This is a genomic window from Gluconobacter sp. Dm-74, assembly GCF_018256135.1.
In the GTDB taxonomy this organism is placed as follows: domain Bacteria; phylum Pseudomonadota; class Alphaproteobacteria; order Acetobacterales; family Acetobacteraceae; genus Gluconobacter; species Gluconobacter cadivus.
In genome coordinates this window covers 301,004-318,908 of record NZ_JAERLX010000002.1, presented here as the reverse complement: position 1 = coordinate 318,908, position 17,905 = coordinate 301,004, and the positions used below count along the sequence as shown (strand labels likewise).

General features: G+C 59.9%; 14 protein-coding genes. 9 read left to right on the top strand and 5 right to left on the bottom strand.

Annotation, left to right across the window (positions count from 1 at the left end; genetic code table 11):
- Positions 1 to 103 precede the first annotated feature (103 nt).
- Both JK208_RS04630 and JK208_RS04625 read right to left on the bottom strand, forming a co-directional pair.
- Positions 104 to 1,687, bottom strand: a complete 1,584-nt coding sequence (locus tag JK208_RS04630) for a S10 family peptidase (protein WP_211574511.1) — start codon at positions 1,685 to 1,687, stop codon at positions 104 to 106.
- Between the two features lie 89 nt (positions 1,688 to 1,776).
- Positions 1,777 to 4,554: a phosphoenolpyruvate carboxylase gene (locus JK208_RS04625; protein WP_211574510.1), complete on the bottom strand. Its 2,778-nt coding sequence runs from the start codon at positions 4,552 to 4,554 to the stop codon at positions 1,777 to 1,779.
- A 134-nt stretch (positions 4,555 to 4,688) separates the two neighbouring features.
- Here JK208_RS04625 and JK208_RS04620 point away from each other — a divergent pair, with 134 nt between their 5' ends.
- The 8 genes from JK208_RS04620 to JK208_RS04585 all read left to right on the top strand — a co-directional run bounded on the left by JK208_RS04620 (position 4,689) and on the right by JK208_RS04585 (position 12,016).
- Entirely contained in the window at positions 4,689 to 5,978 is a 1,290-nt protein-coding gene (locus JK208_RS04620; protein ID WP_211574759.1) for a DUF445 domain-containing protein, read from the top strand.
- Between the two features lie 120 nt (positions 5,979 to 6,098).
- Positions 6,099 to 6,581 carry an SUF system Fe-S cluster assembly regulator gene (locus JK208_RS04615; protein WP_211574752.1) on the top strand — a complete coding sequence of 161 codons (483 nt, stop codon included), beginning with the start codon at positions 6,099 to 6,101 and terminating at the stop codon, positions 6,579 to 6,581.
- A gap of 12 nt (positions 6,582 to 6,593) precedes the next feature.
- Positions 6,594 to 8,078: a Fe-S cluster assembly protein SufB gene (gene sufB, locus JK208_RS04610; RefSeq protein ID WP_211574509.1), complete on the top strand. Its 1,485-nt coding sequence runs from the start codon at positions 6,594 to 6,596 to the stop codon at positions 8,076 to 8,078.
- Between the two features lies 1 nt (position 8,079).
- A complete protein-coding gene (gene sufC, locus JK208_RS04605) occupies positions 8,080 to 8,850 on the top strand; it encodes a Fe-S cluster assembly ATPase SufC (protein ID WP_011251696.1) in 771 nt (256 codons plus the stop codon).
- Complete coding sequence (gene sufD / locus JK208_RS04600) at positions 8,847 to 10,040, top strand: Fe-S cluster assembly protein SufD (RefSeq protein ID WP_211574508.1); 1,194 nt, start codon at positions 8,847 to 8,849, stop codon at positions 10,038 to 10,040. Before sufC ends, sufD begins: the two co-directional genes overlap by 4 nt.
- Positions 10,037 to 11,278 carry a cysteine desulfurase gene (locus tag JK208_RS04595; protein ID WP_211574507.1) on the top strand — a complete coding sequence of 414 codons (1,242 nt, stop codon included), beginning with the start codon at positions 10,037 to 10,039 and terminating at the stop codon, positions 11,276 to 11,278. The genes sufD and JK208_RS04595 overlap by 4 nt, the downstream gene beginning before the upstream one ends.
- Positions 11,279 to 11,286: 8 nt before the next feature.
- The gene (locus JK208_RS04590; protein WP_249201941.1) at positions 11,287 to 11,643 is read left to right on the top strand and encodes an SUF system Fe-S cluster assembly protein; all 357 of its coding nucleotides are present in this window, start codon (positions 11,287 to 11,289) and stop codon (positions 11,641 to 11,643) included.
- Positions 11,644 to 11,659: 16 nt separating this feature from the next.
- On the top strand, positions 11,660 to 12,016 hold the full coding sequence (locus JK208_RS04585; RefSeq protein WP_194262092.1) for an iron-sulfur cluster assembly accessory protein: 357 nt from the start codon (positions 11,660 to 11,662) through the stop codon (positions 12,014 to 12,016).
- Here the strand turns inward: JK208_RS04585 and JK208_RS04580 are convergent.
- The 3 genes from JK208_RS04580 to JK208_RS04570 form a co-directional block, all read right to left on the bottom strand.
- Positions 11,961 to 13,286, bottom strand: a complete 1,326-nt coding sequence (locus JK208_RS04580) for a class I SAM-dependent RNA methyltransferase (protein WP_249201940.1) — start codon at positions 13,284 to 13,286, stop codon at positions 11,961 to 11,963. The genes JK208_RS04585 and JK208_RS04580 overlap by 56 nt on opposite strands.
- The gene (locus tag JK208_RS04575) at positions 13,279 to 15,267 is read right to left on the bottom strand and encodes a DEAD/DEAH box helicase (RefSeq protein ID WP_408872099.1); all 1,989 of its coding nucleotides are present in this window, start codon (positions 15,265 to 15,267) and stop codon (positions 13,279 to 13,281) included. The genes JK208_RS04580 and JK208_RS04575 overlap by 8 nt, the downstream gene beginning before the upstream one ends.
- A 501-nt stretch (positions 15,268 to 15,768) precedes the next feature.
- Complete coding sequence (locus tag JK208_RS04570) at positions 15,769 to 16,221, bottom strand: hypothetical protein (RefSeq protein WP_099286455.1); 453 nt, start codon at positions 16,219 to 16,221, stop codon at positions 15,769 to 15,771.
- Positions 16,222 to 16,403: 182 nt separating this feature from the next.
- On the opposite strand from JK208_RS04570, the gene JK208_RS04565 reads away from it, so the two are divergent.
- Entirely contained in the window at positions 16,404 to 17,873 is a 1,470-nt protein-coding gene (locus JK208_RS04565; RefSeq protein ID WP_211574505.1) for an NAD(P)H-hydrate dehydratase, read from the top strand.
- Positions 17,874 to 17,905: the final 32 nt, after the last annotated feature.

The window sequence follows — 17,905 nt, the reverse complement described above, 5'->3', positions numbered from 1 at the left end:
TGTTGTCGGGTGAGATCGCTTTCCCGGTTCCTGCGTCTTAGTAGCGCATAAAAAAAGCGGCGGAAGGTTTCCCCTCCGCCGCTTTTTCCGGTTCTGTCAGCGATCAGTGCAGATTATCGGTCCGGCGGATGAACGCCGCGACATTATCATGCAACTGCTGGAGCGTTGCCGGGTCCACATAAACCATGTGGCCGGAAGGATACTGTGCGTATTCGATGTTCTTTTGCAGGCTCTTGGCCATCGGCAGGTGCTTCATCTCGTAAATGCCTTCGAAATAAGGCGTTGCGAGATCGTAGTAGCCCGCGTTGAGCATTACATGCAGGTTCGGGTTGGTCTTCATTGCCATGGCCAGATCGGTCATGACATTTGGTTCGCCCTTGGGCTGGTAGCCGTGACCGGGCTGACGGTGGTGATTGTCCCAGTGCCCTTGGCTGTTATAGAGGCGATAGTCCTCGTCCGTGCCGTATTTGAGCGTATTACGGACATAGTCGTTGAAGGCCGTGACATAGGCTGAACTGATGGCGCTGGATTGCGGATCGTAATCCACTTCCTGGCTCATCGGGTCGATCGTCGGGCTTGAATAGCGTGTATCCAGACGGCCCGTCGCCATGCCGGTCTTGGCCTGAAGCTGCTGGTCGAACTCGCCCCCATTCACGCGCAGATCCGCCCGCAGGATGTAATCGACGGGCAGGCCTGTATAGTCATGCAGCTTTGCCGCAATCGCCTGACGCTGGTCTTCCGGCAGGTCTGCACCCTGACGCAGGGCCAGTGTGTAGTCGGTCATCGCGAAATGCTCGACTTCGTGCAGGAACGCCTTCAGGTCCGGATGTTCGGCGGGCAGGCAGTGATGATACCATGCCGTTGCCGCATAGGTTGGCAGCGCCAGCACATATGGGTCGTCCATGCCAGCGTTGAACTCCGGGCCATCATCGCTGTTGTCGTAGTTCAGGATCTGCGACAGCAGGATCACGCCGTTGAAGTCGATGTTCTCGTCCTGCTCAAGGTCGTTGATGACCACAGCCGAGCGCATCGTGCCGTAGCTCTCGCCGAACAGGTATTTGGGCGAGTTGTAACGGTGATATTTGGCGAGGAACTTCGAGATGAAATGCGTGAACGCCTCGCCGTCGCCATCAACGCCCAGAAATTCCTTGTCCGCATCTTTCCCGGCGATCCGCGAAAAACCTGTGCCCGGCGCGTCGACGAATACCACGTCTGACACGTCCATCAGAGATTGCGGGTTGTTGATGAGCGCATAAGGGGCGGCGGGCAGATGGGTGTCGCCCGGCGTGTTCACGCGACGTGGACCGAACGTGCCCATATGGACCCAGACCGAAGCTGATCCCGGCCCACCATTATAAAGGAACGTGATCGGACGTTTTTCCGACGGCACACCTTCTTTGAAATAGGCCGTGTAGAACATGGACGCGACCGGCGCGTTCTTGCTGTCGTCGTCCTTGCCGCCATCAATTTTCGTGCCGCGCTTGGCCAGAACATCGCTGGAATCGTTATAGTCGGCGCCATGAACCAGAATGGTTCCCGCAACAGCCCGGTAGGGGATCGTGACGCCATTGACCGTCACCGTCCCGTTCGTCACGCTGTCAGCATTGGGTGCCGGTGTGGCGGGACCTGCGGCCAGAGCAGGCACAGCCATCATGGCTGCACCCAGAAGAAGGGCCTTGCGAAGCATGCAGAGGAACTTTCCGTTAGGGTTTGTTACGAGAGCCTTCTAAACGGACGTGGCCGTTACCGACAAGGGTTCCGGCCGCGTATCATTCCTCAGCCGAAAGCCCGGTTGGCATGCATGATCGCGATCCCGACTTCGCGCAGCAGCGCAAAACAGTGCGATAGCGGCTCGAAAATCTCCTGATGTTCCCGTGCAAAGCCGCCAGCTTCCGCCGCATCGCCCGGCTCTGCGAAATCGAGATTGGCAACGCTGGGAACGGTGACCGGGAACAGGTCGTCCAGAAGATGCAGCGCGCGCGGCACATCCAGGCAGAGGATGAGGTTCGTGATCGATTCCCGTGTCAGGCTGTTGCGAGGGCCGAAATAAGGAATGCGCGTCGAGAGACCCCACAGACGGTCGATGAGGGCAAAGCGGATCGCATGGAGCAGCTTTTCACGCGCCGCCATACGCGGTGCATCGGGCCATGCGGCGCGCAGGGCGATGTGGTCCGCCTGAATACGCCGGAACATCGCGGGTCCGCTGGTCCAGAAGCGCAGCAGTTCCAGCCCGTGCGAAATGCTCAGCAGGCTCTGCCGTTCTTCGTCGCTTTGGGCGTTGGCTGCACGATCCAGCCAGGTTCCGGGGTCGAGTTGATGGATCGTGGTCCGCAAAACATCCAGATCGGAATGAGCCAGTGCCTGACGGGCAAAATCCATGGCTTCGCGGAAGCGCGATGATTCTGTTGCGAACTGCTCGAATGTCTCGGGATGGCGTTGCGCCGCATTGCCCAGCCCGTGCAGAACATTCGCCCACCAGCCAAGCTGCTGGAGGATCGCATTGTTGGGGATGGCCCGAAGTTGGCCGGGATGGGTGATGCGCGTCACGGTCGCCGCGTCAGACTGACGGGCCGAGGGGCGGGAGCCCGTCTTGTCGATCAGTGACGGCCCGAATGCGCTGAGCAGGGCCGCATAGCCCGGGTCATCGACCAGAGCGCCCATGTCCAGCGCGATGGTGGAGAAGAAGTCCGCTGCGAAGTCCGGGCGCGTATAGACCGGATCTTTCGTGTCCTGCGGGATTTCGGCCGTATGTTCGGCAAGAGTGGCAATGGTGGAGGCTGCCAGCGCCTTCGTTCCGAACAGCGTGTAGCCGTCGCCACCCTGAAACGCGGTTTCAACGCGGCAGCCGATCCCGGCTTCGCGCATGGCCAGTCGTGTGCGGGCCGGGGAGAAATAATCCAGACGCTGACGCAGGCTGAAAGGATGGGCCCCACGTCCGATGCTTTCGCCATGCGTATCGAACAGGGTGAGGGAAACATCCTCCAGCCCATGTTCTGCTAGCAGAGAGAGAGTCCGCATCCGCAGACGCTCGACCAGATTGGTGGCGGCAAGCTGCCCAACATACCGTCCCGAATCGGAATATCCGAACTGGAGCGACAGCCGTCCGTTTGCCTTCAGATAATCGCGCCAATGGCTTGAACGGAACGCTTCCTCGAGAATGGTCTCACCATTTTCCAGCGCGCTTTCCGTCTCAAAAAGCGGCGAAATCTCGATCTGATGGTCTTTAATTCCGAACAGTCGTGCCAGCCAGAGCGTCGCCAGCAGCGTGTAGCCACTCTCCGTCTCGGCGATGAGGAAGCGGATGGGCGATCCTGAATCGATGTGCTTGAGGATTTGCGCCATGGTCATCATCAGCCGAGCGGCGGATGCAGGCTCGACCAGCAGCGAGCCGAAATCTACGGCGCGAGGCGTCAGGTCGGACAGAGCCTCGTCGATTTTCGTCAGCAGGACGCGTCGGCGCGAGGGCAGGGCGGGGTCATCCGTCAGGCCCAGTCGTGTGCGCGCCACATTATAGATCTGTGCCGCGTTCAGTCGGGTATGGATACGCGCGATCCCGAGGCCGTGGCTCATGAAGCCAGCGCGGAGCGTCCGCAGATGCAGCAGGCTGTCTTCATCAAGACCGGCGGCGGCATCCTGAAAGAGCGGCAGAAGTTCAGCCGCGTCCAGAAGCGCTTTGTCACGGTGCGAAATCAGCGTCTGGGCAAAATCGCGGATCGTTTCGGGTGCGGCATCCCGTCCGGTCGGACAGGCGGCGTGCTGTGTTTTGACGGCTTCGATAGCCCGGCGCGTGCGCATGGCCAGTGCGCTTTCCTGAAGGCCCAGCCGCTCCAGCCCGTCCGTCAGACGATGAAGCTGGGACGATTTCAGCTCGAGCCGGATACGAAGAGTGTCCCACCAGCCGATATCGTTGCGTCCATCCGTATCAAAACCGACCCAGCTTGCCAGAACGACAGGTGCGGGATCGACATGGCTGTTCTCTCCTGACCAGCGCTGGGACATTTCCCGCAGGAGCGCTGTTGTGAGGTCATCAAGCGCATCACGGCCCCGCAGAATGGCTGCCAGTGCGAGAGCCTGTTCCTGTGCCAGTGTGGGCGGTCCCGGACGACGATGCGTTTTGAGGCACGGGATCGGCATGTCGGGATTTTCAGCCCGTTGCGTCAGGATGTCATACACCCCGTCTGCCAGTGCGAAGGTCGGATGCGCGGTGAAAACCGCGGCAATCTTCGGCACGGTGAGGGACACAGCATCGGTAGCCTGATCCACTAGAGATTTCGCCACGGCTTCGAGACGCTCCTGCGGGGCCGCTTCATCAAGACCGACATAGGCACGCAGATGGGCGGCGCGCTCGACGAAATGCTCGTCACGCAGTGCACGCACAACATTTCCGATCTCGGTCAGCCGCGTCTTGCACGTCTCCGGATCGTCGTTGGACAGATCCTGCCCGATGGACGCAATCAGGTCTTCAAGACCGTCGCGTTCGTGGAGCAGCCGGGACGTCATCGCGTCAATACGGTCATGGAGAGACGGATCGAGCCGGGAGGCGCAGTCAGACATCGGGAGCAGTCTCGCTTCTGCGAAAAAAGAAAAATGGACCGAAAAACGGGCCGCAATACTTTTCACGCCCTGCCGCCAAGCGCAACCTTGCTCTGAGCGCGACAGCCCGTCCGGATGATGCTATCCGTGTGTGGATGCACGCGGACACGCCTCATCCCGTTTCACGAAAATCCGGCCCTTCAGGTCTGTCGCCACGCTTTATGGCCGGGGGACTGCTCGTTGGCATGGGGGCACTCGCTGCGGGCACGACGCTGGCGGCTGCCCGTCATATCGGCGACAGCAGTCTGGCATTTGGACTCCTGAGAGCGGGCTCCAGGGCAGGCGTCGTTGGTGGTCTTGCCGACTGGTTCGCCGTAACTGCGCTGTTTCGGCACCCGCTTGGTCTCCCCATTCCCCACACGGCTATTCTGCCGCGTCAGAAAGAGCGTCTCGGACAGGCGCTGGGCCGCTTCATTTCGGGCCAGTTCTTCACTGAAGAAGATGTGCGCCGTGCTTTGTCGAAAATTGATCTTTCCGGCCTGATCGCCGACATGCTGAGCGAACCTGCGACACGCCAGACACTCGTCAACAGCATGCGCTCCGCCATTCCCGTGATGTTCGACCGTCTTGAGGACGGACGTGCGAAGGCTGCGATTTCACGTGCCCTTCCGGTCCTGCTCAATGGTGAAGAAATGGCACCGCTGGTCTCCCGCGGCATGCGCGCCATGGTGGACAGTGAGATGCATCAGGAGGTTCTGTCCTTCCTGCTTGAGCGCATCAAGACCACCGTAACGTCCCGGGAGTCGGACCTGCGGCATTTCGTCGAAGACCGTGTGCGGGAGCAGGGCGGTCGTTTTCTGGGATGGGCGATTGGCGGCTCCGTCGCCAGCCGTGTTCTCATGGCGCTTCATGCCGAGTTCGAACGGGTCGATCCGATGGACTCAGACCTGCGACACGGATTCACAACGTGGGTTCGCGGCGAAATCGACCGGATCGAACATGATCCCGTTCGCCGCAAGGATATGGCCGACACCATCACCTCCGTCCTGACCCATACCAGCCTGAAAGGATGGAGTTCGGAACTGTGGGACCGTCTGCGGCGCATGGTGGAGGAAGACAGCGGACGTGAGGATGGCTGGAGTGCCACGGTCATTGATGCCGCGATCGTCCAGCTTGCGACGGCTCTGCGCTCCAACGATGTGCTGCGCCTGAAAGTCAATCAGGCTGTGGAAAGTACGGTCCAGCGGATCCTGCCGGGTCTGCGGGAGAAGCTGTCCGGATTCATCGCTGCCGTCATGGCTGGATGGGACGGAAACGATCTGGCAATGCGGCTGGAGTCGCGTGTCGGGCGTGACCTCGCATATATCCGTATCAATGGCACGGTGGTCGGTTTTCTCGCCGGAGCGGCGCTTGACGGCGTTTCCCGACTGTTTTTTGGTGTGTGACATTCCATGTCAGCCAAAGGTCGGGCACAGAAGCCTTGACCTTTGCGTCGGTATGGGTCATTTGGAACAAATCAGGACTTAGCAAGTCTTGAATTAGAACAAGATGCGAGTGTGCAAGCGATGCTGAGGCTCTCCAAACTGGCCGATTACGCCACTGTCCTTCTGGTCCATCTCGGTCGTCATGAAGGACTGGCAACAGCCGCAGCCCTTGCAGTAGAAACCGGCGTTCCCGAACCCACCGTGGCCAAGCTCCTCAAGGGGCTGGCCTCCAGCGGTCTGGTCCTGTCCCATCGCGGCGCACGGGGTGGCTATCGCCTCGCGGGCGAGCTTGAAAAGGTGACCGTCGCCGCCGTTATCGCAGCCGTGGACGGACCCATCGCCATTACCGCCTGCTGTGACGGACGCGAATGCGAACATAGCTCCCTGTGTGGCCTGTCGGGCCAGTGGGATGTCGTGAACGATGCCATCCTCAGCACACTCAACAGCATTACACTGGCGGATATGGGCCGACATGCGGAGCGCCTGCCAAGGCGCGGCCCCGCGCCGGCCCCTGTCGCCACCGTTGGAGCGGAGTCCCCCTCCGTGACCGAAGCGGTCAGTTAAGGACAACACACCATGCCAGCCGTGACGGAAACCCGCGAGACAGTCGAAAAACTCGCGAAATCCAGCTACGAATGGGGCTTTGAGACCGATATCGAAATGGATATCGCGCCTAAGGGTCTCAATGAGGAGACGGTGCGCCTGATCTCCGAGCGCAAGGGTGAGCCGCAATGGATGCTGGACTGGCGTCTGAAGGCTTTTCGTGCGTGGCTGGAAATGGAAGAGCCGACCTGGGCTCATATCCATCACCCGCCGATTGATTATCAGGACGCGCATTACTTCGCTCAGCCGAAGAAAAAGCCTGGCCCCAAGAGCCTTGATGAAGTCGATCCAGAACTTCTCAAGACCTATGCCAAGCTGGGCATTCCCCTGCACGAACAGGCCCTTCTGGCTGGGGTGGAAGGTGCGGAAGAAGCACGTCTGCCCGTTGCTGTTGATGCCGTGTTCGATAGCGTGTCCGTCGCAACGACCTTCCGCAAAACGCTTGCGGAGGCCGGCGTCATCTTCTGCCCGATCTCCGACGCCATCCGCGAACATCCCGAACTGGTCCGGAAATATCTGGGTACGGTTGTACCGGTGTCCGACAACTTCTTCGGGGCGCTGAACTCCGCTGTCTTTACTGATGGCTCGTTCGTCTACATCCCTGAGGGCGTTCGTTGCCCGATGGAGCTGTCCACCTATTTCCGCATCAATGCGCGCAATACGGGGCAGTTCGAGCGCACACTCATCATCGCTGAAGACCGGGCCACCGTCTCCTATCTGGAAGGCTGCACGGCGCCGCAGCGTGATGAGAACCAGCTTCATGCGGCGGTGGTCGAACTGATCGCGATGGAAGATGCCTCGATCAAGTATTCCACCGTCCAGAACTGGTATCCGGGCGATGATGAAGGTCGTGGTGGCATCTACAATTTCGTCACCAAGCGTGGCATCTGCCGTGGCGCACGGTCCAAAATTTCGTGGACGCAGGTCGAAACCGGCTCTGCGATCACATGGAAATATCCGTCCTGCGTGCTGGCGGGTGAGGGATCGGTCGGTGAGTTCTATTCGGTTGCGGTGACCAACAATCATCAGCAGGCCGATACTGGAACTAAGATGATCCATCTGGCGCCGAACACGCGCTCGACGATCATCGCCAAAACGATCTCGGCCGGTCAGTCGGACAGCACCTACCGCGGTCTGGTTCGTATGCAGCCGAAGGCCCGCAATGCGCGCAATTTCACGCAGTGCGACAGTCTTCTGATCGGCGATCAGTGCGGCGCGCATACGGTGCCTTATATCGAAAGCCGTAACATGACGGCGCGCGTGGAGCATGAAGCGACCACGTCGAAAATCTCTGAGGACCAGCTCTTCTACTGCCGTTCGCGCGGTCTTTCGGAAGAAGATGCGGTTGGTCTGATCGTCAATGGTTTCTGCCGCGAGGTGCTCAAAGAGCTGCCGATGGAATTCGCGGTCGAGGCGCAGAAGCTTCTGCAGATCAGCCTCGAAGGAAGTGTGGGTTAATATGAGCGATTTTCTGAAAATTCAGGGTCTTCAGGCCCGCATCGACGCCGACGGCACGCCCAAGGATATCCTCAAGGGGCTCGATCTCGAAGTCCCCAAGGGTGAAGTCCATGCCATCATGGGGCCGAACGGCTCGGGTAAATCCACTCTGTCTTATGTGCTTGCCGGTCGTGACGACTACGAAGTCACGGGTGGGTCTGCCACGTTCAAGGGGCAGGATCTTCTTGCTCTTGAACCCGAAGAACGCGCTGCTCTGGGCCTGTTCCTGGCGTTCCAGTCGCCGGTCGAACTGCCGGGTGTGAACAACGCGAATTTCCTGCGAACTGCTGTGAACGCGGTTCGCCGGGCGCGTGGTGAAGCCGAACTGGATGCAGTGGCCTTTCTCAAAGCTGTCCGTGCCGAGACCAAACACCTGTCCATGTCCGACGACATGCTCAAGCGCGCGGTGAATGTCGGCTTCTCGGGTGGTGAGAAGAAGCGCAACGAAGTGCTCCAGATGCGTCTGCTTCAGCCGTCCTTTGCCATCCTCGACGAAACGGATAGCGGTCTGGACATCGACGCCCTGCGCATCGTCGCGGAAGGCGTGAATTCGCTGCGTAGCCCGGATTTCTCTGCGCTCGTCATCACGCATCATCAGCGTCTGCTCGACTATATCGTGCCGGACCGTGTGCATGTCATGGCGCATGGCCGCATCATCCATAGCGGCGGTCCTGATATTGCCAAGACGCTTGAAAAGCAGGGCTATACCCAGTTTCTCGAGGCGGCAGCGTGAGCGTACAGTCCTTCATAGCGTCAGACGCTCCGGCGCTGGAGGCGTTCATCCAGCGTTCCTCTGGACGCGGGACCGCTCTTGCCGAAATCGGCCTGCCGACACGCCGCGTCGAAGCATGGCGCTATACGCCGCTGCGGGCGATCGCGGACACGGCATGGACACAGGCTGCTCCTCTGGCGGCCGAATCCGTCAGTGCGCTTCTGAACGGTTTGCCGCTGCCGGAAAGCGGCGCGCGCATGGTTTATGCCAATGGCAGGTTCTTAGAGGGGCTGTCTGTTCCTCTGGACTTTGCCCAACAGGCTTCTGAAAATGTTTCCCCGCTCAAGGGTGTCTTTTCCGCGACGCTGAATATGGCGCTGGGCGAAAAGGGACTTGATCTTCACATTCCGGCAGGAACGGACGCCGGGCTGCTGACCCTTATCAGTCTGTCCAGCGGCGACACTGTTTCGACGCATCTTCAGCATCGTATCGTGCTGGAAGATGGCGCTTCTCTGACGCTGTATGACGTCAATGCAGGTGAGGGGCGGTATATCGCCAATCCGCGTTTCGATATCGTCGTGGGCAAGGGGGCTACGCTGCATCACATCAAATTGCAGCGCGAGAGCCTGAGCGGTACGCATCTTGCCATTGTTTCCGCTGACGTGTCGGAGAAGGGCGAGTATGACAGCTTCACCCTAAATCAGGGCGGGAGCCTTGCCCGACACGAAGCTGTTGTGACGCTGAATGCGCCACATGCCATGGTTCATGTGAATGGGGTGCAGATCGTGGACGGCCAGCGTCTGAACGACCTGACCTCCATGATCCATCATGCCGCTCCTGATGGCAGTTCGCGCCAGACCGTCAAGACGGTTCTGTCCGACGCCGGGCAGGGTGTTTTTCAGGGCAAGATCCTCGTGGACCGCGTGGCCCAGAAAACCGATGGATATCAGATGAATCAGGCGCTGCTGCTGTCTGAAAAAGCGCAGATCAACAGCAAGCCCGAGCTGGAAATCTATGCCGACGACGTCAAGTGCAGCCACGGCGCGACCGTAGGCGCTCTTGATGACGAACAGCTTTTCTATCTGCGCTCTCGCGGCGTTCCCGAAGCGCAGGCGCGCGATATTCTCGTGCAGGCGTTCCTGATCGACGCACTGGATCTGGTCGCCGATGAGGCCTTGCGTGATCTGCTGGTGCGGAGCATGGCGTCATGACCGGCAGCAGCCCCTCGCCCGGAAAAACCACGGCTGAAATCCGCGCTCATTTTCCGATCCTGAACGAAACCGTTCATGGTCGCCCGCTGGTTTTTCTCGACAGCGCTGCCTCGTCCCAGAAGCCGGATGTCGTGATCGAGGCCATGCGGGATGCGGCGTATCATCAATATGCCAATATCCATCGCGGCCTGCACTGGATGAGCGAGCGCACGACAGAAGCCTATGAGCGCGCCCGTCATGACGTTGCCCGCCTTCTCAATGCGCCCGATCATCGCGAAATTGTCTTTACCCGCAACAGTACCGAGGCCATCAACCTCGTGGCCCACAGTTTCGGCAGTCTGCTGAAACCAGGGCAGGCGGTTCTGATTTCCGAACTCGAACATCACGCCAATATCGTGCCCTGGCTTATGCTGCGGGACAGGGCGGGGATTGATCTGCGGGTCGCGCCCATCAATGATGCTGGCGACATTGATTTGGATGCCTATGAGGCGCTCCTGTCGGATGGCAAGGTGGCGCTTGTGGCCGTCACGCATATGTCCAATGTGCTTGGAACGATTACCCCGGCCCGTAAGCTGGCGGAAATTGCCCATGCTTATGGCGCTCGCATCCTGCTGGATGGGTCGCAGTCAGTCGTGCATCGCAGGATTGATGTGCAGGATCTTGGCGCGGATTTCTTCACGTTTACCGGGCACAAGCTTTATGGCCCCACAGGCATCGGTGTGCTTTGGGGCAAGATGGAGCTTCTGGACGCTATGCCGCCGTTCATGGGCGGCGGTGACATGATCGAGAATGTCTCGTTCGAGCGCGCGACATGGGCGCATGTCCCGCACAAGTTTGAAGCTGGAACACCGGCCATTCTGGAAACGATTGGTCTGGGGGCTGCCGTGCGCTTTGTGGAAGAGATCGGCTATGAGGCGATCTCCCGTCATGAAGCGGAACTCACACGCTACGCATTGGAAAAAATGCGTGGAATCAACAGTCTGCATGTTTTGGGTGAACCTGCGGAGCGCGGTGGCGTGATTTCCTTCATTATGGATGGTGCGCACCCGCATGATCTGGCGACACTGCTCGATCAGCTTGGGATTGCCATCCGTGCCGGACAGCATTGTGCAGAGCCGCTGGTTCGCCGTCTGGGCGTGCAGGCAACCGCGCGCGCCAGCTTTGGCATCTATACCACGACCGATGAAATCGACACGTTTATCGAGGGTCTTGAACGGGCCCGGATGATGCTCACATGAGTGAAGCCATGACCGATATCCCCACCACTGAAGACACAACCTGCGTTCCGGATACCGGAACTGCGCCTGATCAGGACGCGGTCATTGCCGCTATTGCCACGGTTTATGACCCGGAAATTCCGGTGAATGTCTATGAACTCGGCCTGATCTACGCCATCGACCTGCATGACGACGGCCGCGTCCATATGGAGATGACGCTGACGGCGCCCAATTGCCCCAGCGCGCAGGAACTGCCCGAGATGGTGCGTGATGCCGTCTCTCATGTGCCGGGCGTCAGTCAGGCGACGATCGAAATCGTCTGGGATCCGCCGTGGGACATGAGTCGTATGAGCGATGATGCCCGTCTTGCCCTTAACATGTTCTGATCCGGGGAAAACCATCATGTCCGATGTTGCAACGCGCCGTCCTCTGCCTGCGCTCATGAGCGTTTCTGATCAGGCTGCCAAGCGTCTGAAAGCTCTTTATGAAGGCTCTCATCAAGGACAGCTTCTGCGGATCAGTGTAGGAACGCGTGGATGCTCGGGTCTGTCTTACGAAATGAATTTCGTCACAGAGCCGCAGCCCGCTGATGAGCGGGTCGAGGATCAGGGCGTGACCCTGCTGGTGGATCGCAAAGCCACCCTGTTCCTGACCGGCACTGTCATGGACTACGAGGTTAAGGATCTCGAATCCGGCTTTACGTTCAAGAATCCGAACGAGAAGGGTCGTTGCGGTTGCGGCGAGAGCTTTCACGTTTGATCCGCTTCGCATCCCGCGACAGCACAACAACCGCTTCGACTTCCGTGGACCACAGGAACTGGTCCACGATCGTCAGGTCAATGACTGAAAAACCTGCGTTCCAAAGCGCTCTGCCGTCTTTTTCAAGGGCAGCAGGGTTGCAGCTTACATAGACGATGTCCGGGACGGCAGATTTTGCCAGAGGCACAGTCTGCGCCCCTGCACCGGCATAAGGCGGATCGAGCACAACAGCCCGTGTTGATTTCAGATCATGCGGCAGAAGTGGCTGGCGCCCCAGATCTCGATGAAAACCGTCTACGCGTCGGCCACCCGCTGCCGCTTTGAGGCAGTTTGCGGCGGCGAGATTGCCTTCATAAGCCATGACGCGTCCTTTTTCCGACATCGGAAAGGTGAGCGTGCCACAACCGGCAAACAGTTCGACCGTCACATCTTTTTTGTTCAGCGACGGCAGACCATCTAGAACGGCCGTGACAATGGCCTTTTCGGCATCCGCCGTTGCTTGAAGAAATGCAGAAGGGGGCGGCGAGACGGCGACCCCGCCAAACTCTTCCCGCACGGCTCCAGAATGGGCGACGGTCTCGATTCCCTGATCTTTCGGGTCCTGCCAGGAAATGCGGGATAGATGATGTTCGCGTGCGAAGGCCGCCAGCTTGGTGCGGTCTGCGCTGGTCAGTGGGGCGGGGGTCTGAAGCGTCAGATCCGGTCCGCTGTCGATCAGGTTGATCATCAGGCTTCCGCGACTCGTCAGGGCTCCCAGACTGCCCAGAACATCGCGCAGTGGCGTCAGAAGTTCGAAAATCGCAGGGTGTAGGACGTGACATTCCGTCATGTCCACAGGGTCACCGTTGCGACGATGCAGCCCGATAATCACGCCACCCGGCACGCGCTGAACAGCAAAATCCATCCGCCGCCGTGTTTCAGGCGCGGTCTGGAACATCCGTGCAGGTGGCAGATCGGTGAAACCTGCGGCCGTCAGGGCATGGAGGACGCGCTGCGATTTCCACTCCAGCAGAGCCGGGAGGGAAAGATGCTGCAACGCACAGCCGCCACATTCCCCAAACAGGTCGCAGGGCGGCGTTACGCGCTCAGGAGATGAATGAACGATATCAATCAGTTCAGGATGGCCGGAAGCAAGGCGGACCCGAACCTCTTCTCCGGGCAATGTGCCCGGAATGAAGACGCTCTGGCCATCAAGATGCGCAACGCCGTCGCCTGCCGCACCCAGTCCTTCAATCCGGAGTTCTGCAACTCCGGTCAAGGTTTCACTCATTACCGTAATGGCGTCCATCATGCTGAACAGGAGCAGCGAGATCGGTGTCACCGGACACCGTGATTTTCCGACGGCGCGGAACCAGCATGAAGGCGGGTGTATCTCCACCAAAGCCGGTTTTCGGGCCATCGTTTTCGAAGGCGGGCGCCAGCTCAACCGAACGATGGCTCACAGGAGCCTCGATTACGGAGACGGAAGGCGGGACAGCAACAGGAGTTGCCTGCTGAATGCTCTCGTTTTCCTCACGGTCGCCACGGTTGCGTTTGCGACCACCCCGACGACGCTTGCGCGCGCGGTGCTCGCTGTCTTCGGAGGTTTCCTGAGGCGCAGGGGTGGCCTCCGTCGGACGGCGTTCGCCGTCTTCCGGAGCCCAGTCGACAGTTGTGATGCCTTCGAGAGCAGGGCGAGCAATGACCTTACCCGTCAGCGTCTCAATCGCCTCAAGGAGTCTGCGATCGCGCGGCGATGCCAGACTAAAAGCGTGGCCTTTTTTACCAGCCCGTCCGGTGCGTCCGATCCGGTGGACGTAATCTTCGGCATTGAACGGCAGGTCATAGTTAAAGACATGTGACAGGCCGCCGATGTCGATACCGCGAGCCGCCACATCCGAGCAGATCAGAAACTTCAGTTCCCCGGAACGAAAACGCTCCAGCGTCGAGAAGCGCAGCGACTGGGCCAGATCTCCGTGCAGATGTCCAGCCTCTATGCCGTGCTTGGTCAGATACTGCTGGATCATGTCCACATCGCGTTTGCGGTTGCAGAACACGATCGCGCTCTGGACGTTTTCACGACGCAGCAGCTTTTTGAGGGTGCGTCGTTTTTCGTCCTCTGGCACGATCACCAAAGCTTCTTCGATGGTCGCAGCGACAGACGACTGGCGTGAGACCGTAATTTCAGCCGGGTGGCGCAGGAAAGCATCTGCCAGACGGCGGATTTCCGGAGCCATTGTGGCGGAGAAGAACAGTGTCTGGCGATGGGGTGGTAGAAGCCCGACGATTTTCTCGATATCGGGGATAAAGCCCATATCCAGCATACGGTCGGCTTCGTCGATCACAAGCGTGCTGGTTTGCGTCAGGAGTAGGCCGCCCCGTCCGAACAGATCAAGCAGGCGTCCCGGCGTTGCGATCAGTACGTCGACGCCCCGATTCAGGACATCGCGCTGTTCGGCCATGCTTTCGCCGCCGATCAGCAGCGCATGCGTCAGGCGCAGATGTTTGCCGTAGAGCTTGAAATTCTCCGCGACCTGCAAAGCCAGTTCACGCGTCGGCTCAAGGATCAGCGAACGCGGCATCCGGGCGCGGGCGCGGGATCCGGAGAGCTTCTGGAGCATTGGCAGCGTGAAAGAAGCGGTCTTGCCGGTGCCGGTCTGCGCGACGCCCAGAACGTCATGGCCTTTCAGGACTTCAGGAATGGCCTGTGCCTGAATGGGGGTGGGGTGCTCGTATCCCAGTTCCTCAATGGCTCGCATGATCGGCTCGCCAAGACCCAGATCGGCAAAGCGGGGCGTTTCGGAAGAAGCCTCGGCGATCACGACAGTCTCAGCGACGGCGGGGAGTTCGACACTGTCTTCAGCGGCGACGGTGGCCTCTGCAACAATAGCCTTAGTGCGACGACGCCGGACCGGAGTTTTTTCGCTCTTGGTCGGTTCGGCGGTCTTTTCTTCGACGACGGGCGCGGCGATTTCTTCAGCCGGAGCAGAAGCCTTGCGACGGGTCGTACGGGCTTTCTTCTCGGTCTTTTCGGCGTCGGGTTTTTCCACGGGAGCCGCCGTGGCGACTACGTCTGTTTTGCGGGGCCGACCGCGGCGACGCGGAGCTTCGACAGGCTTCGGAGTTTTTTCCGCCACGACTTTAAGTTCAGGCTGCTCGACAGGAATGACTTTGCGCGGGCGACCACGACGTTTGGGCGCTGCCTCAGCTACCGTCTCATCCGCCACTTTCGCGGAACGCTTACGGCGGGGGGCAGGGGCTGTTTCACTGATTGCCTCAGGTTCAGCAGCAGTCTTCTTGCGGCGAACGGTAGATTTGGCAACGGGCGTTTCGGCCTCGGCTACAGTCTCACCAGCCGGAGATGTCACCTTGCGGGCGCGGCGCGTGACGGGCTTTGCAGCCTCCGTCTTATCCGAGGTTGCAGGAGCTGCGGTTTTTGAGCGTCGGGCTCGCGGGGCCTTGGCAGCAGGGGCTTCCGGTGTCGCAGACGTGTCGCCGTCATCGGCAGGCGTCGGGGAAACCTCGGCTGCGGCACTGCGCGAAGCGGGAGGGCGACCACGTTTGGGCGTGGCAGTCGTACGGGATTTGGAAGGACCGGAGGTCGTTTTCGCGCTCAAATGACTCTCGAGACTCTCGTTGACGGTGCGCACCCCAACAGGTGCGGGCCGGAGTTGAGGGCGGGGCAGTGACCCGCAGCTATAACTGGTGCGTTATCGGTAAATGGCAGAAATGGCAAGCGATACGGCCCCAAAAGCGCCGTATCGCATACGATTTCAGATGCCGCGTGCCATTGCTGCGACAAGGATGGTCAGAACACCCAGTCCCGCCATGATCGCGGTGCGGCTGCGCAGCGTGTCGAACAGGGCCTGCTGGGGGCGCATGGCCCGGCGTGCCCGACGGAATGGCCCCTGAACGGTCAGGATGAACACCACTGCCATGACCAGCCCCAGAAGCTGCATTGCATTGACGGGCCAGGCCACGGCGCCAAAGCCGCCTTCATGAAAAATCAGTCCCCAGCCGCTCAGCAGGGAAAAGGGTACCACCTGATAAAGCCCTCGGAAAAAGCGTGTATAGCCCTGAAGCAGAACTGAATTGCGCGGTCCGGGATCAAGCAGTCCGACCGTGGAACGGACAACCAGCGTCGAATAGATCGACCCGCCAACCCAGTAAGTCATGCACAGCACGTGAATTGCGAGCACGAGGCTCCAGATAATCGATCCTGTCATTGATTCTCGTCAGGGTTGAAAATTGAAAGAGAGGGAAAGATTATTCCCGAAATACGTTTCCCCTGAATACCCGACGCAGCCCTCTCTGCGCCAGAGTGATTGCAAAAGTGTCATCGTAAACCGCGCGGCGCAAAATGTGGTTCGGTCTTTGCGTTCCGAGTTCGCTAGGAGATTGTCCCGATATGTCCCGACACCCTTTTGCACTGCTTCTTCCAGACGAAAGTGACCGGATGGATCGGGCGGCGGCCACCATTTTGCCTTCTACGCTTCTGATGGAAAATGCCGGATGGGCTGTTGCCCGCGTGATCCAGAACCGCTTTTCGCCCTGTCGTGTCACCGTCGCTTGCGGGCCGGGCAATAATGGCGGCGATGGTTATGTCGTTGCGCGTCATCTTGCGCGTCAGGGCTGGCCGGTCCGTGTGGCTGTGCTCTCCAGCCCCAAGGCAGGAACACCGGCGGCGGAAATGGCTGCGCGATGGACGGGCCTTACGGTTTCATTTTCGGTTGAAGAAATGGAGCGGGCGGATCTGGTGGTGGATGCGGTCTTCGGTTCCGGACTGAAACGACCGGTTTCGGACGAGATCGCTTCCGTACTGGCCGCCGCTCGTCAGGTCGTGGCGGTTGATGTGCCCAGCGGCGTTTCGGGGGCGTCGGGTGAAATTCTGGGTCGGGCGCGCGACTGCCTCCTCACCGTGACCTTTGTACGCCCGCGTCCCGGTCACGTCCTGCAACCGGGCGCTGGTCTGTGTGGTGAGGTGATCTGCGCCGATATCGGGATGCCTGAGCTTGCCTGGGAGGGAATTGAACCGACCGTGCAGCATAACGAGCCTGGTTTGTGGAGCCTGCCCGTCTCGGGTGAGGGCGATTACAAATATCGTCGCGGGGTCGTCAGTCTGTGTGGTGGGGCCCAGATGCCGGGCGCGACCCGTCTTGCAGCGGCAGCGGCCCGACGAAGCGGCGCGGGGTTGGTCAGGATTGCGGCGGGCGAGGGCGCGCCAGCCTACCGACTCGGTGACCCCGGTCTGGTTGTGGACGCCGAGCCGCTTGCCGAACTACTGGAAGACGTTCGGCGTAAAGTGTGGATTTGCGGGCCCGGCCTGACCGAAAATGAAGTGGCAGCAAGCTTGCCGCAACTTCTGGAGGCCGGTCGTACGGTGATCGCCGATGCCGGGGCGCTGGCTTGGGGCGCTCAGGATCTGTCCCGTCTGGAAGGTGTTGCGGCCATTACGCCTCATATCGGCGAGTTTCGCAAACTGTTCGGGCCTGTCGAAGAAAGTCGCCTCGATGCGGCGCGCATGGCAGCAAAACGTCTCAATGCCGTCGTTGTCATGAAAGGGCCGGATACCATTATCGCGGCTCCTGACGGACGGGTCGCCATCAATAATCATGCGTCTTCCGCTCTTGCGACCGCAGGGTCGGGAGATACGCTGACGGGTGTGATCGCTGCATTGCTCGCTGCGGGAATGGACGTCTGGGAAGGCTGTTGTGCAGGCGTCTGGCTGCATGGGGAAGCCGGAATTGAGGCCGGGAAAGCCCATGGCGGCTGGCCTGTGGCAGAAGATCTTGACCAGCCTCTTGGTGCGGCCCGTGCCATCGCCACACGCCTTGCGCAGGAGGCCGGGCGCAAAAAGGCGGTCCGCTCCCTGTTGTGAAGTCGCGTTTCATGCGCTAAAGGCCGCGCTTC

Coding starts and splice junctions, on each gene's coding strand:
- sufB (WP_211574509.1), top strand. CDS start 6,594: ATGCCAGCCGTGACGGAAACCCGCGAGACAGTCGAAAAACTCGCGAAA.
- JK208_RS04615 (WP_211574752.1), top strand. CDS start 6,099: ATGCTGAGGCTCTCCAAACTGGCCGATTACGCCACTGTCCTTCTGGTC.
- JK208_RS04625 (WP_211574510.1), bottom strand. CDS start 4,554: ATGTCTGACTGCGCCTCCCGGCTCGATCCGTCTCTCCATGACCGTATT.
- JK208_RS04585 (WP_194262092.1), top strand. CDS start 11,660: ATGTCCGATGTTGCAACGCGCCGTCCTCTGCCTGCGCTCATGAGCGTT.
- JK208_RS04590 (WP_249201941.1), top strand. CDS start 11,287: ATGACCGATATCCCCACCACTGAAGACACAACCTGCGTTCCGGATACC.
- JK208_RS04580 (WP_249201940.1), bottom strand. CDS start 13,286: ATGAGTGAAACCTTGACCGGAGTTGCAGAACTCCGGATTGAAGGACTG.
- sufC (WP_011251696.1), top strand. CDS start 8,080: ATGAGCGATTTTCTGAAAATTCAGGGTCTTCAGGCCCGCATCGACGCC.
- JK208_RS04620 (WP_211574759.1), top strand. CDS start 4,689: ATGCACGCGGACACGCCTCATCCCGTTTCACGAAAATCCGGCCCTTCA.
- JK208_RS04570 (WP_099286455.1), bottom strand. CDS start 16,221: ATGACAGGATCGATTATCTGGAGCCTCGTGCTCGCAATTCACGTGCTG.
- JK208_RS04630 (WP_211574511.1), bottom strand. CDS start 1,687: ATGCTTCGCAAGGCCCTTCTTCTGGGTGCAGCCATGATGGCTGTGCCT.
- JK208_RS04565 (WP_211574505.1), top strand. CDS start 16,404: ATGTCCCGACACCCTTTTGCACTGCTTCTTCCAGACGAAAGTGACCGG.
- JK208_RS04595 (WP_211574507.1), top strand. CDS start 10,037: ATGACCGGCAGCAGCCCCTCGCCCGGAAAAACCACGGCTGAAATCCGC.